Annotated in this window: 8 protein-coding genes; 2 read left to right on the forward strand and 6 right to left on the reverse strand. The window is 51.7% G+C overall.

The window, feature by feature from the left end:
* Positions 1 to 129 precede the first annotated feature (129 nt).
* Entirely contained in the window at positions 130 to 438 is a 309-nt protein-coding gene (locus ACSX1D_RS10840; RefSeq protein WP_439862211.1) for a hypothetical protein, read from the forward strand.
* An 85-nt stretch (positions 439 to 523) separates the two neighbouring features.
* Here ACSX1D_RS10840 and ACSX1D_RS10845 read toward each other — a convergent pair whose 3' ends face one another.
* The 6 genes from ACSX1D_RS10845 to ACSX1D_RS10870 form a co-directional block, all read right to left on the reverse strand.
* Positions 524 to 3,901, reverse strand: a complete 3,378-nt coding sequence (locus ACSX1D_RS10845) for a P-loop NTPase fold protein (RefSeq protein WP_439862212.1) — start codon at positions 3,899 to 3,901, stop codon at positions 524 to 526.
* A 236-nt stretch (positions 3,902 to 4,137) separates the two neighbouring features.
* Complete coding sequence (locus tag ACSX1D_RS10850) at positions 4,138 to 4,854, reverse strand: M48 family metallopeptidase (protein WP_439862213.1); 717 nt, start codon at positions 4,852 to 4,854, stop codon at positions 4,138 to 4,140.
* Positions 4,844 to 8,071 (reverse strand): type I restriction endonuclease subunit R, encoded by a 3,228-nt coding sequence (locus ACSX1D_RS10855; RefSeq protein ID WP_439862214.1) that lies wholly within the window; start codon positions 8,069 to 8,071, stop codon positions 4,844 to 4,846. Before ACSX1D_RS10855 ends, ACSX1D_RS10850 begins: the two co-directional genes overlap by 11 nt.
* The gene (locus tag ACSX1D_RS10860) at positions 7,983 to 8,774 is read right to left on the reverse strand and encodes a hypothetical protein (RefSeq protein WP_439862215.1); all 792 of its coding nucleotides are present in this window, start codon (positions 8,772 to 8,774) and stop codon (positions 7,983 to 7,985) included. The genes ACSX1D_RS10855 and ACSX1D_RS10860 overlap by 89 nt, the downstream gene beginning before the upstream one ends.
* Positions 8,771 to 10,018 carry a restriction endonuclease subunit S gene (locus ACSX1D_RS10865; protein ID WP_439862216.1) on the reverse strand — a complete coding sequence of 416 codons (1,248 nt, stop codon included), beginning with the start codon at positions 10,016 to 10,018 and terminating at the stop codon, positions 8,771 to 8,773. The genes ACSX1D_RS10860 and ACSX1D_RS10865 overlap by 4 nt, the downstream gene beginning before the upstream one ends.
* On the reverse strand, positions 10,015 to 12,414 hold the full coding sequence (locus ACSX1D_RS10870; protein ID WP_439862217.1) for a type I restriction-modification system subunit M: 2,400 nt from the start codon (positions 12,412 to 12,414) through the stop codon (positions 10,015 to 10,017). Before ACSX1D_RS10870 ends, ACSX1D_RS10865 begins: the two co-directional genes overlap by 4 nt.
* A gap of 577 nt (positions 12,415 to 12,991) precedes the next feature.
* On the opposite strand from ACSX1D_RS10870, the gene ACSX1D_RS10875 reads away from it, so the two are divergent.
* Positions 12,992 to 15,136, forward strand: a complete 2,145-nt coding sequence (locus tag ACSX1D_RS10875) for an AAA family ATPase (RefSeq protein WP_439862218.1) — start codon at positions 12,992 to 12,994, stop codon at positions 15,134 to 15,136.
* The last annotated feature ends 3 nt before the right edge of the window (positions 15,137 to 15,139 follow it).

Below are 15,139 nucleotides of genomic sequence, written 5' to 3' on the forward strand. Positions count from 1 at the left end.
GGCAGATTTGCCTGCCATTCCCTCAGTAAAACCTGGCTGATATCAGATCTTTGGTTTACATGTTGATGTATGCAACGCTAAGAGTCGCCTACACTTTCTCTGTGTAGCCACTACCAAGGCGATTTACCAATGCCGACGACAGCCGAACAGTATCGGATCCTCGCGAAGATGATTGAGGATTTATGCGAACTCAAGAAGAGGTATTTTTACCTCTGGCATTACACATGCAGCAAGTCAGTGCCGGATGATTATCGAAAAGCTATGGAAGACTTGATGGAAAATGCAAAAAACGAGTGCGGACACTGGGCTCTGACAGATCCTACGCTTCATCTGTATTGGGAGGTCTGGTGGGCCTTCCATCGCGTTTCTACACCAATGGATACGGAAGAGATTAGACGCGTCCTGCGTAAGAAATTGGAAATCGAAATTGAATTGTGAAATTTTGCCTTTACATGGGGTGGATGCTACAGCGGCTACCAGTCAGCCCGGCAGCCGAAGTACCCCTAGGTCTACAGCCTAGCCCTTATGCCTGTGATTTTTCAGCCCCTGCTTTTTCTGAGTCGTCCCCATTATCCTGATCATCGTCTGGCCCTGGCCCAGGCTGACGCTCAAGCAGCGACTTGAAGAACTCTCCAAAACCACGCTTCCTATAGAACTTTTTATATAGGTTCGGAGCAGCGTCCTTCAACTTGCTGACGACCGAGGCAAGCGCAGATCGAAACTCTTCCGAGTAACTATATTTCGCAAGTTGCTCGGCTTTGTTATCAAGGAAAGAAATGGCTTTACCTTCTGACTCGGTATTCCGGGCCAGATACTCCAGCAGAGCCAGCAATACACCAATTTCACCAGCATTGGCCGGCTGTACATCTGGGATTAAAGATCCAAATTCCGCCAGCAACAAAGCTACTGGCTCAGGCTTAGTATCGGCGGAATAGATTAATGTACGCAGTTCGGTGCCCAGCACATTTTTTGAGTCAGTGCCAATGATGCGAAGCACCTGTTTAATGTTCAACTGAACGTAATGTTCAAGCTTATGACTAGCAGGATCTGCAACGCTGCGAGAAAGTACGCTTAAGATGGACGCCTTAGCCGCACCAGGATCCGTTAAGCACTCGCCTTTTGCCGCCATATGATTAATAACATGATGATAGACATCAGAATTGGTAGCAATAACACCTAACCAATCCTCTGCATCCCGCTCCACCGAAGAGAAATACTCAACGGATTTAGACACAAATGCTTGGAATGGAGTTGAATCATCCGTGAAGACAGCCTCAACAAATTGAAGATCTTGGCTGGCAAGATCCTCAGCTGCCTTCAGGATGTGCTTTTCCCAGGCTGAATACCATGAAAGTAGCCGTTCTTGGTCAACGCCATGGCTCTCAACAGAATCGACAAGCGACGTGAAGTTATTAAGCACCCAGTCTGTTGTAAGGGCATGGACTGCGTTACTATTTATCATCCAAGCAATAACTTCGGAAATTTTATCTCTAAAATCAGGAAGATCGTAAGCATTAAAAATCATCTGGGTTGTGAGGGTTGCACGACAGCAAACCTTGAACAAATCCGTGCGGAAAATATCACGCAAGTTATCCAGACCAGCGAGCTTGGCAACATTCTTTGTTCGCAGATAGGCCACTGCCGCCACTGTCGTGGCCAGTATGGTGGGATGGCTGATGCTGACAGACTCAATCTGATTTAGTGTCGCATTATCAATTTCTTTTGCCAGCAAAATACCAAGAGCTGCCGACTCGTTGTCAGGGTCACTTGTGTAGACGGCCAGAATTGAGTTTACGTCAGCAGCCTCTAGCCCACCCTGCAATCCATTGGCCATTCTCCTAGCGCCATAGGTGAGACTGAATGCGGGAACTACATATTCGGAATCCATCGGCAAGCAGGAGAAGGGGTAATTCTCAGTGCTGGCAATCTGCTGGTGGGCATTGAGAAGAGCCGCATTATTGATAGTAAAGAGCTCTGGTTTAATCACCTGTAGATCTTCTTGAGGAAGAACCACGTGGAACAAATACTCCACACGGTTAACCGGCACATTCTGAAATATCTCCCCGAGGGCATCCAAGCAAGCATCAAATTCCGAAAGTTGGCCTTGCAGAGGTTCAATATTATCCTTAGTGATAGGTTTATGATATGCATCGACCACTAGCGACTTAAGTCTGTCGCGATGCGCCTGGAAATGCTTCTTATCTAAACCTAGTGATATAAGCGCTTTTATTGCCGGATAGAAGCCATCCTCAGTTTCCTCTGATGGCGTAACGATTTTCTTCTCAGCATTAAATATGCTTATAGCCTTTTCTATCCAGGTATCCGCTTCACTGGAATAGGCCTTATGAAGTGTAATTAATGTTTCTTGCAGTTCGCTGTACTCATCCAGATGCCGTTTGAATGCATCCCAGAAGCCAAATAGTCCTGTCAGTGAAGAGAATTTCTCACCATCCTGATGCGATACGGCTTCACGTAGAGGCACATCCAATAGCTCCGCCACTGCAATAGCGCTTGTAGTCAGAAAATGCACCTGGAGAAACTGTATCTGCCAGCCATTTTCTATTTCTGTACCTGCAACAGCCGTTAATGTCTGTAGGGTGGACTGAATATCATCACCAGCTTGGTCACCAATTTTTTCCCTATACTTCGGAGAAGGCCCACCCACCCGCAGGAGTTCATCAAGGGGATGCTCATTGTATTTGCACAGCAAATAGTGGGCGGCAATACAGGTCAACTGCGCAACACCCTCATCCAAAATGGATGCGGTCGTCGCAATGTCATTAATGAATTTTTTCTGGAGCCGTGGCGTGACCAGTCTATTTGCCATTGGGCTATGTCGCTGCAATAGTACGGCGCACTTCTCGGCTTCCTCAAGCGAATCAGTACCAAAAGTGTATTGCCAGAGATCAAGAAAGCCCTTTTTCCAACCAGAGGCGATTACTGGCGGGGCTCTAAATACAACTGGAAATTTCTTGGCGATGAAATCTTTCGAATCGTAGTTCCCATCTTGCTCAGGGCTTAGATATTTAGCAACCTTCGTAGAGCAGAACGGAACAATAACTGAAAGATTTTTCACCCCCGCAATCCAGGTAAAAATTTCCAAATCGCTCCACACACTCCGAAGGCTGTCTTTAGGCAGGCGATCCAGGTTGTCGAGCACAACAATATAGTTGGCGCCTTTTACGATCTCTAGCTGATTAGATAACGTCTTTTTTAGGTCTAATGGCGTGACTTCTTTTGCTATTTCAATTTTCTCATTAATGTAATCTTCACTACTGCCTTTAAAAAGACTCAGAAGACTCCAGTCTTTGTCCCCTTCTTTTTTATTGAGGTTAAATAACTTCGCTACCAGCAAGGTTAAGACAGGACTCATCAGCGAGAGCCAATGAAGGCTAAAGACCCAGCCTGCAACCTCTTCCTTTGACCTGGTTAGCGCAAATAGCTCTCTAAAAGAGCTTGAGGAAAAAAATAGGGAGACCAATACTGCCAGCGCCCAAGCACTCACTCGGCTTGTCGTTTTTTTCCTATAGGTAAACTCTCGCCCGAGAGCTACATCTCTATTAGCCTTAAGCTGCTCGCGCTTACTAGCATCAAGCGAGTCCGATTCCAAAAGCTTGTCAGTGAATAGCTCTATAAAATGACTCTTGATTGATCCTTGATAGTTTTGCTCACAGTCAAAAAACCAAACTTTGTAACCCTGGTCTCGTTCTGAAAGCTGAGCATCAAGCATGTGTAGTATCGAGCTTTTCCCAGACCCAAACTCACCATCCAAACCTATCACTCGGGATGATTCAGAGTTAAGGATGTACGATGAGATGGCCTGAGCCACCTTTTGATGGCTTCCACCGGGGAATGCATCAGTATTGGCAGGGTGTTCGCTATGGAAGTTCACTTTCAGCATGACAAGTCCTTGTTATATAGGCGAGTCCTTTCAGCAGGCACTTGCCTCAACATACCTTTTTCATTGCCACTGACAGTAGCGCAATGACATCGCAGGGTCTACTTGCTCCCCCAAAACTACCCCCTCACGCCGGTTGATCTGATCGACAACAGCCATCAGCCGCTCAGCGCCAGGCCTTGGTTTGGGCGCTAAAAGATCAGACGTCCGCTCACCACACTGGATTGATGTATCAGGCCTTAAAACTCTGTCAGCACTGAACTATTCAGCTCCTCACGCAGCGTTCGCCATTGCGGCAAATGCAGGTCGAGGAGGGCGGTGAAGCGGTCGTTGTGATGCCGCTCATGCAGGTGAGCCAGCTCATGTACCAGGATGTACTCCAGGCACTGCACGGGCTTCTTGGCCAGCTCCAGGTTGAGCCAGATGCGCCGGGCTTCGATGTTGCAGGTGCCCCACTTGGTCTTCATGCGCTTGATGCCCCAGGCGCGCACTTCAACACCTAACTTCGGCTGCCATTTCTCCAGCAGCTCCGGCAGCAGACGCTTCAGTTCGGCTCGGTAGAAGTCGTGCAGCACCTGCTCGCGGCGTTCGACTGTGGTGTCAGGGCGCACAAACAAATCCATGGTGGCTGTGCCACGCAGGGCGAGGCGTAACGCACCCGTGGTTTCGTGAACGCGCAGGCGGTAGCGACGCCCCAGGAAGTAATGGCTTTCTCCACTGACCATGCGCCGCTGTGATTGTCGGGGCTGGGCCTGAAACTTTGCTCGCTGGCGTTTGATCCAGCCGAGCTTACCCACGACAGCCAAGCGCACCGCTTCATCGTCGACCGCCAGCGGAGCTGCCACACGCACACGCCCCTGCGGCGGATAAACGCCAAGGTGCAGGTTTTTGATCGGCTTGCGCACGATCTCCACGGTCAAACCGCTGACCGTGATATTGCGAGACTCAATATTCATGCTGATGCTTGACCAGTTCCAGCAAGGCTTCCAGCCGCTCGTTGTCCGAGCCGGCTTGGTAGTCGCCCTGGATTTCGGCAGCATCCTTGCCCCATTGATCCAATACCTGCTTAATCGCCAGGCGCACACGTTTGATCTTCATGGCATTGGCGCGCCAGTCGTCCTGCCTGCTATCCAGCACGGCGGCATCTACAGCCAATGCCAGGCCAGCGTTCTGGCCAAGGTTGTCATACAGCGCCTTGCGAGCGTTGCTGTTGATCGAGCCAGGGTAGCTGTTGGCGCTGGTGGGGTTCTTCGCCTGTTTGGTGAGTTCCACCACCTCGGCCAGGTATTCCTGATAGCTGATGGCGTCTTCCTTGCGCTTGGCAATCAGGGCATCGAGTAGCGAGGACATAGTTTCGTAGTACTTCGGGTTGATCGGAGACTCATCGATGATCAACTTGCGCACGTTGTTCTCGATGGTTTCGGCCACCGCTTCCTGGCTTTCGCGGATGCCCTTGGGCAGCGCGTCGATGGCACCCACGCCGCGTTCAACGATCAGCTCAATCAGCGACATATCGTCGAAGGCGGAAATCTTCTCGCTGTCCTCGGCACGGATGTAGGTGTCGATCAAAAAGCGCATGTCCGGCTCGTAAGCCTTGAGGTCGATGTAGTCGCCGCTGGCGAGCTTTACCTCATCGCGCACCTTAGAGAAGTGATCTACTTCGGCCTGGATCTCAGCAATTTCCTTGGTGCTGTAGCCCGCCTCTTCCAGCTCGTTGGCGATATTGCCGAAGCAACGGATCAGCGCCGAAGTCATCTTGTACAGGTTCAGGCGCTTGGGTTCGTTGGTCTTGAGCTGCTCGGCGTTGCCCGACTCAGTACCGCAGAAGAAACGCAGATAAGCCGGCGTATCCTTCGGTTGCTCCACCGGCTCGCAAAGCGCCTTGATTGCCTCGCGGGCATCTTCCAGATCTTCCTCTGCTTTGCTCAGACGGTCTCCCAAGAGCCCGGCCACATCGGCCTCATCGTAGCCGTCCAGCGCACCGCTGGTGTAGTCACCGATGGCACCTTCTAACTGCTTGAACAGGTCTTTGTAGTCGATGATGTAGCCGTACTGCTTGTCCTCACCGTCCAGGCGGTTGACCCGGCAGATGGCCTGGAACAGGCCGTGGTCGCGCATCTGCTTGTCGATGTAGAGGTAGGTGGCTGATGGCGCATCGAAGCCGGTCAGTAGCTTGTCCACCACGATAAGCAGGCGCATCTGCCCCGGCTCTTTGATGAAGCGCTGTTTCACCTCCTTCTCGAAGGTCTCCGGGTCTTTGTCGCCCAGCATCTGGTTGTAGATGGCGTACTGACGCAGCTTTTCGGTCAGCCCTTCGCCAGTGGCTTCACCCTTGATGTCAGCAGGCGATGGCTTGTAGCTGGTGACGATGGCGCACTTGTCACCCATGCCCGCTTTGCTGAATAGCTCGTAGCACTTACAGGCTTCGAAGATACTGCTGGTTACCAGCATGGCATTGCCTCGGCCATCGGCCAGGCGCTGCTTGGTGGCCATATCCAGCAGAATGTCGGCGACGATTTTCTCCAGCCGCGACTGGCTCGACAATACCTTCTGCAAGGTGCCCCAGCGCTGCTTAAGTTGAGCCTTGGCCAGGTCGTTTAGCCCCTTGGTTTTGGCCTCAAACCACTGATCGATTTTCTTCTGTGAGGTGATGTTTTGGTCGATATCGCGGGCCTCGTAGCGCAGGTCGAGCACCACGCCATCGGCTACGGCTTCATTGAATTTGTAGGTGTGGATGTAGCGGCCAAACACCTCGATGCTTTTCTGCTTGTCGGCCTTGAGCAGCGGCGTGCCGGTGAAGCCGATAAACACCGCATTTGGCAGGATCATCTTCATGGCTTTGTGCAGCTCGCCGGACTGAGTGCGGTGGCACTCATCGACGAACACATAGAGATCGCCCTTGGCGCGGAAGTCTGGCGGTAGGCTCTTGCGCAGTTCTTCCACAAAGCTTTCCACGTCGGCATCTTCGCGGGCACCGAACTTGTGGATCAGTGAGCAAAGCAACCAGGGCGATGGCTGGTTTAGCTTGTCGATCAGGTCGGCACCGCTGGTGGTACGGACGATCTGCTCGTTGACGCCGGTAAACACCTTCTCGATCTGCTCATCCAGCTCGGTGCGGTCGGTGATGATCAGCACACGCGAGTCCTGGATGTTTTCCCGAATCCATTTGGTCAGCCAGACCATGGTCAGCGATTTGCCCGAGCCTTGGGTGTGCCAGATGATCCCGCCCTCGCGACGACGCAGGTAACGCTGTGCCTCGCGGATGCCGAAGTACTGGTTATGCCGGCAGAGCTTTTTTACCCCACTGTCGAAAACGATGTAGTCGTGGATCAGCTCCAGAAAGCGCGTTTTGTTGCACAACTGAAGCAGATGCCGATCCAGCAGATTGTCGGCAGTGGCGTTGTCCGCGTTTTCCTCTTTCCAGGTGAGGTAGTACTTCTCGCCGGTCTGGATGGTGCCGTAGCGCAGGCCCTGGGTGTCATTGCCGGCCATCACGTACTGCATGGTGGAGAAGAACGGCTGGATAAATTCAGCCTTCTGGTTATCCAGGTTCTGCCGGATGCCCTCGTTCACTGCCACCTTAGAGCGCTTGAGTTCCAACACACCCAGGGCAATACCATTCACATAGAGCACGATATCCGGACGCTTGGTATTGGCCTTGGCATCAGCCCCCTTGATGGTGACTTCCTCGGCAATCGCGAAGTGGTTGCGCTCAGGCTGCTTCCAGTTGATAAGCCAGACGGTCTGGGTGTTCTCACCGACCTCGGGCTTGATCTTCACTCCATAGCGCAACAGCTCATACACCGCCTTGTTGCGGTCATACAGGCCCTTGTTGGCATCGTTGGCGACCCGATTCAGTTCGAAGATGGCTCGACCGGCAAGATTGGTTTCAACACTTTGCTTCAACAGCCAGTCACGCAGCAGTTCGGTTTCGATATTGGCGTTACCCGAGCGCTCGGCCCAGTCGCCCAGGTACTCGTAGCCCAGTTGCTGCCGGAACAGCGCTACAACACGCTGCTGAGTCATTTTTTCGATCTGGCCGACAGTGCTCATGCGTCCTATTTGCTCCGAGTATAAGTTTCCGTCACGAACTGATTTTGCATGCCCAGTCGTAAAGTTCTGGGCCGAATATCGTTTTAATAAATGAGTTAGTTGCAAGGTACTTTTGAGCAATCCTGCTTTTCGGTTCTTGGTCTGCCAAGTGTTTTTCGGCGGTGTCTTTTAAGAACCTGAATGCTCTGATTTCATTGGGGAAATCTGGCTGATCCCACTCAAGGTAAGGGGCGTCAATTTCACCCATTAAGTCTTCCATGTGCCAGCCGCGTATTTTTATAAACGGGTTAAGCAAAAGCACTTGGTCAGCCTCGCGCATGAGCCATACTTTATCACTTTGAAAGGCGGCGATGGTTCCTGGATGTTTTTCTTCATATGGCTTCCAGGCAGATGGAAGTATGGTAATCCCAATCCAGTTTTCAGCTTGCTCTGCTTCGTGAGCCTCTACTAAGGCAGTTCCAAAGTACACCTGATGCTTCTCAGATTCATCGTTGTGAACCTCAAATGATCCAAAGCTGATTGCGCCTCTTGCCGGTATGCCCTCGGCCAAAAGTGTGGTCAGAATGAAAGAGCCGATTGCATAAGAATCCAAAAATGCCCAATCGCCATACCCTTGCGGCTCTTGATGAAAAAGGAACGTGTCAGAAAAATAAATTGTCTTGAATGCGCCGTTCAATCTTTCCCAGCGGTTAAAAGCTTCAAGCGCTTTATTGATGACACCCAATATCTCATCACTACCTTTAGTGCGTACGAGCTGGCTAAGTCCTAGAATATCTATGAGAAGCAAGTGGCGCCCTTGACACGTTAGTGCTTGGCCACTCATACAAGCCTCACTCTTCCGGTCAGCAGCTCCTGCATCATGCCCTGTTTTAGCTGGCGAGTCTTTTCAAGACGGGATTCGAGGCTGGCAATTTCTGTGTCCATATCGGTGAGTATGGCGGCGATAGCATTTTGTTCTTCTATGGAAGGAATCATGAGTTCAAATTTTTTCATGTCTGCACCGTATAAGTGGAATACAGTGCTTCCAGTTACCAGTTTCAACACCTGATCCTCGTCATGACGGATCACATAGCTTAGAAAAGATCCATTAACCGAGTTTGGGTTGGGGCGAATGACAAGAATATCTCCACCTAAGACCACGTCTTTCAGTGAAAGGCAGCTGGCTTTGGCAAGACCTCTTGGCGTTACATCTGATGTTGGCATCAACACGTCATTTTCTTTAGAAAGAAATCCAGCTAGTTCATTATTTGTTCTGCTTGTCACTTCTTGGATCGTAACGGAGTAATGGGTGAACAGCTCACCGTAATGAATACATGGTCGCGTGCCATCAACGACTAAATCACTTTTGGATAATCCCTGTCCCTTCATAAAAGTGGCAAGACTTCCTAGTCGTGTCATCTCCCACTCCCCACAAAATCCAGGCAGGCGGCGTTGGCCGGTGAGGAGTTGTTGCATGGCGGCTTGCTGGATGTCACGCTTTTTGGCGATCAGTTGATCTAGACTGGTGATCACTGACTCAACTCCAGAAAGAGCAGAAGCTATTGCTTTCTGTTCTGCAAATGGAGGTGTCGGGTAGACGAAATTAACAGCATCACTGATGTTGAACTGCTTTTGTGCAGTGCCGTACTGTACGTTCTCGACTTGTTTTCGGCCAATATCCGAGTTCATGACATAGCAAAGCCAGGTTGAGTCAAATGCTCGGCCTTGCCTTATGATCATCATAGAAGCGCAATTACATCCATCAAGCTCAGGAGGGACTACAGCTGTAACTCCAGGCTCGCCAACACGAACCATGACTAAATCGTTGGCATACAGTCGTGAAGCGGAAACTTGATTGTTGCTCTTCTCGGTAATTTTATTCGCGGTTTGCCATGAAATTGAGTTTTCACTGACATGCGAACCGACAAGCATTGGTATTGTTCCGGCCTCATCGAAATATGAACTTGGATTTATGACAAGGCCTACTGTTTGTGATGGTGAGATGTCTCGTAGTCGTTTGACTTCCCAGTCTTGAGGTATAATTCCGACCTCGGTCTGCTTATACCCCGGCCTCGCTTCTGCATTCATACCGCAAACCCCATCTTCGTCAGGTGCGCATTGACCTTGGCCGCCAGCGCTTCCACCTCGGCATTTAGCGCCGGTAATGGAGTGGCATAACGCTCAGCCAGTTGGCGAATACGGCCACTGAGGGCCTGGGACACCCGACCCAGCTCGGTCTGCACATCGGCTTGCAGGGTTGCTAGCCATTTGTCGTCCACCACCAGGGTTTTCAGCTCAACTTCACTGAGCTGGGCATAGTGGGCCTGCACCTTGGCATCCAGCGCTTTCTGTGCGGCTTTGACCTTCTTGCTGGTCTCGCCCTCGCGCTCGATCAGCGTCAGGCACTTTCCCAGCGCCTGACGTTCTTCATCGGCATCCCAGTCGTGCTTGATGGCTTTCAGCCGAGTCTTGACGCTGGCGGCGGTGAGTTTGCCCTTATCGGTCTTGCCTTCTGACAGCGGGCCATCTTCGCCGCCCTGTTCCTCGTCCAGCTCTTCTAGCTCGCGGCTTATGGCGTCGCGCTTGGCCTCCAGCTCAGTGATGGCGGCAGCCTCGGCGGCGTAATAGCGGCGCACGATCAGTTCAGGCGGCAGCAGGTCGGTGTTCGGCTCGCCTTTACTCAGGCCACTGGCAATCAACGGCTGCCAGCCGTCGATTACCAGTTGGTAAACGTCATCCTGCAAGGTGGCGTACCAATAGTCCTGAAGGTGCTGGTATACGTCGTAGGCATTCAGCAGCGGAGCCGCCTCGAAGCGGTGAAGCAGGTCTTCGGCCAGGGTATTGAGCAGCGCCTTGGGCCGGTCGCCAATAGTGATGCCTTGCAGGCGCGGTCGGTGCTCGTTGCGCCAGGCATCGAACAGGCCACTGATGGTCTGGTTAAACGCGGTGAACTCGGGGTGTGCAAAGATGCTGGACTTGATCTCGGTCTGCACCACCTTGAGTTGCAGGTAACCGGGACGCTGCGGGGCGAACAGGGAGCTGCGCAAGTTGGGCATTACATCCCAGTAGGCTTGCAGGGCATCCACATCGCGCTCGGGGATGCCACCGTGCAGGTGGGCGTCGATGTCTTGCAGGTCTTCCGCTGCGCTGGTGTCGATATAGCGCGGGATATTCAGGTTGAAGTCGTTGGCCTCGATTTCGGCAAGCGGCACCAGGCGTGAGAACTTTGGCAGCTCGCGCTGCTGTGTGCAGGCATCGACGATCTTGTGAATGTCCTGCTCTCGCAGGCGGTTCTTGTTGCCGTCTTTGATAAAGCCTTTGCTAGCGTCGATCAGGAACAGGCCCTTGCGACCGGCGCTGCTGGCTTTGTCGAGAATGATAATGCAGGCGGGAATACCGGTGCCGAAGAACAGGTTGGCCGGCAAGCCGATAATGGCCTGGATATAGCCCTGCTGGAGGATGCGCTTGCGGATCACACCTTCGGCACCGCCACGGAACAACACACCGTGGGGCAGAATCACCGCCGCCTTGCCGGTGCTCTTCAGCGAGGTGAGCATGTGCAGGAGGAAAGCGTAGTCGCCGTTCTTGTCGGGTGGAATGCCGTAGCTGAAACGGTTGTAGTCGTCCTCGGCTGGATTGAAGCCATTGCTCCAGGCCTTGGTCGAGAACGGCGGGTTGGCGACGATGAAGTCGAACAGCTTGAGGTTGCCCATCGGATCTTTGAAATGCGGCGCGGACAGGGTGTTGTCTTTCCATATTTCCGCCGTGGGGCAGTCGTGCAGGATCATGTTCATCTTGGCCAAGGCGCTGGTGGCGTTGTCCATTTCCTGGCCGTAGATTGCCAAGTCGAGGCCGGTGGTGCTCTTGGCTTCATCGTGAGCTTTGAGCAGCAGCGAGCCCGAGCCGCAGGTTGGGTCGTAAATGCTCTGCTTGCTGTCAGTGGCACCGGCCAGGCCGATGACCTGGGCCATGATCCGCGACACTTCTGCCGGGGTGTAGAACTGCCCCTTGCTCTTGCCGGACTCGGTGGCGAAGTGACGCATCAGGTATTCGTAGGCATCACCAAGGATGTCGTCGCCCTGGGCGCGGTTGCTGCGAAAATCCAGTCCCGGCGTATTGAAGATACTGACGAGGTTGGACAGGCGGTCGACCATCTCCTTGCCCTTACCGAGCTTCTCCTGGTCGTTGAAGTCGGCCACGTCTATGACGCCGGTGAGGTTATTGGCCTCGGCTAGGCGAGCGATGATCTGGTTGATCTTGTCGCCGATCTCTTTGTCGCCCTTGAGCGCCACCATGTCGGCAAAGCTGCCGCCGTCCGGCACCTCGATCAGCGAGTTGGGGTCGCCCGCGTACTTGTCCGACACGTACTTTACGAACAAGAGCACCAGGACGTAGTCCTTGTACTGCGAGGCATCCATCCCGCCACGGAGCTCGTCGCAGGATTTCCAAAGGGATGAGTAGAGTTCGGATTTCTTGATAGCCATCGGGCGTACTACCTTGCAATGCGGGATAGCAGGTAGCAGAGGGTCAAGGCCTCGTCCGCGTCCCTGCCGAAAGGATGTAGCGAGAGTACCAGAAATGCGGTGCAGGCCTCATCCTTGGCCGGCAGCAGAGTAGCCTTCGAGATGCTGAAATTCTGAAGGACAGGCACCAACGCCACATCAGCCTTTAGGATGCGGCATCGGCGGATCGTGGCTTGAGTTTTAGGGAGATTCCTTCCTTGTCGCCCTCAATGACCAGCTCATCTCCCAAAGCCCAGCCAAGCTTCTCCAGTAGCGCCGGAGGAAGCTCAACGATGACGTCTCCGCTGCCATCTCCTGGGTCTTGGCAGACAACTCGCCAGCTCTCTGATGCAGCCATGGCTTCGATCTCACGGTTAATGTAATCAGTATGGCAGTATCATCGCGGATAGGACGGCTTCATAGGTTGGGATTGCGACGGACTGGTTTGAGCGTCGCGGTGGAAAGTCAGACCTCAATCAGTTCCGCCAAATGGCTTCCTAATCTCACCACTCAGACCTAGGATGAAGCCTTGGTAGCCGTTTCTCGATAGGGACTGTCAGTGATAAAACAAATCATTCTGCGAGGTGTGACCAGCTATTCCCCGGTTGCGAGTTTGACAATTGGGCCACTGACTAAGGTCAACATGCTCTACGGCCACAATGGTACAGGTAAGACCACCATCAGCAATTACCTCCAAGATCCCAACGACCTGATTTATTCCGAGTGCAACATTCAACCTTCAAATCCTGACCGTGAGTTGCTGGTCTACAACCACAATTTCATGGAAAACCATTTTCAGGAGAGCTCGCAGCCTGGTGTTTTCACCCTCAACGAAGGGAACATTGAGGCAGAAAATGCATTGCTAGCTGCGGAGGAGGAGCTAAAGAAACTGGCGGAACAGCGACAAACTGAGGTTGATGCTGGCAAAGCCTTAACTGCGTCCCAGAAAGCGAACAGAGAAGCCTTGCTAGATAATCTCTGGGCCTTGAGAAAGCAACACGACAGCTCAGATTTGAAGTTCTGTTTTACCGCTTTACACACTAGGGAGCGACTAGCGGAAAAGGTCGAGAGCTTGAATTTGGAGCCTGTATCAGACTCGTTCGATACTTTAGCTCTGGAGGCGAGCGAACTACAGTCTGCAAGTGACCAAGAACGTCCGGTGCTTCCTTTATTCAGTTTTCCAGAGAGGGATGTTGAGTTCAGTCCTGTGCTGGCGGAATCGATAACTGGCTCTGATAGCTCTTACCTCAGCGATATAATTAACGATCTTGGTAATTCCGATTGGATAAAGCAGGCCTTTAGGTTCGTTGATAAAAATAACGACACATGCCCTTTTTGCCAGCAGAAGCTCCAGGCTAACTTCTACGAGGAGCTCGGAAAAGTTTTCGATAAGACCTACCAGAGAAGAATGGAGGGTTTGATTGCATTGAATGAGAGGTATGAAGCAGGTGCAGTCCGGCTAAAGGCGCAATACCAACAGCCTAGCTATCAAATGCCGGAATTCGCGATAGGTATTGCTGAGCTTGAGGTTCTTCTACAAAAAAATTGTCGTCTGCTTGCCGAAAAACTTGCTAATCCTTCAGTCCCGGTCGCCTTAGAGTCGTCAACCGAAATAATAGGCAGCCTGAACTCTTTAGTGAAGGTTGAGCAGGATAAGACCATCGCCTTCAACCTCAAGGTAAAGGACAAAAAAGGTAACCTGGAGAGGATCAAGTCTCGATTCTGGAATTGTTTCAGAGCTGTGAGCGATTCCGTGCTTGCTAGTGCTAAATCTGTTCGGGACGACCTCGATAGACAGATTTCCGCAAAGCGTCAGGCTATTGAATTAATCAAAAGCCAGGCTCAAGAGCATAAGAGAATCATTGCTGAGAATAGGGCAAAAATAACCAATATTGACCAGTCAATAGACAGCATCAATACGTCGCTCAGTACGCTGGGTCTAAAAGGTTTCTTAGTGGTACGGGAAGAGGGCGATTTACCCCGATACCGCCTAGAAAGGCCGGTTCAGCAGCAGGGGGTATTCAAGACCCTGAGTGAGGGCGAGAAGACACTGATTTCATTCCTATATTTCTTAGAGGTTTGCAATGGTGATCTCGATAGTAAGGGCGGAAAGCTCAAGACGAATCGCGTTATTGTTATCGACGATCCAATCTCCAGCCTGTCTCATAATTATGTCTACGATATCGCATCGCTAATCTACCGGAGGGTGCTAAGCCCAAAGGATAGATTCAAACAGGTTTTCATCCTAACCCACAACCTGTTCTTTTTCCATGAGATGCTCAAGCATCTGAAGAAGGCCGATGACTTTTCGCTATTTAGAATCACCAAGGCACAATACACCATTGTCATGCCAATGAAGGCATCTGATATACAGAACGACTACCAATCGTTCTGGCAGGCAATAAAAGACGCCCAGTCAGGCCGAACCTCTGTATCCGTAATTCCGAATATGATGAGAAATATTCTGGAACACTATTTCACCTTTGTGCACAGGCAGGATGATCTCGCAAAGGCATTGCAGGAATTGGCTGAAGAGGACAAAGATTTCAAGTCTCTGTATCGCTATGTCAATCGTGAGTCCCACTCAGATGCTGTGAACCTTACTGACTTTGGTGAGATTGAGCCAGACCACTATATCGAGCGATTCAGGCAGGTATTCGTTCGTACTGGTTTTGAACAACACTACGAGAAAATGATGGCCTAAGGA

The organism is Pseudomonas sp. MBLB4136, from assembly GCF_051904765.1.
Classification (GTDB): domain Bacteria; phylum Pseudomonadota; class Gammaproteobacteria; order Pseudomonadales; family Pseudomonadaceae; genus Aquipseudomonas.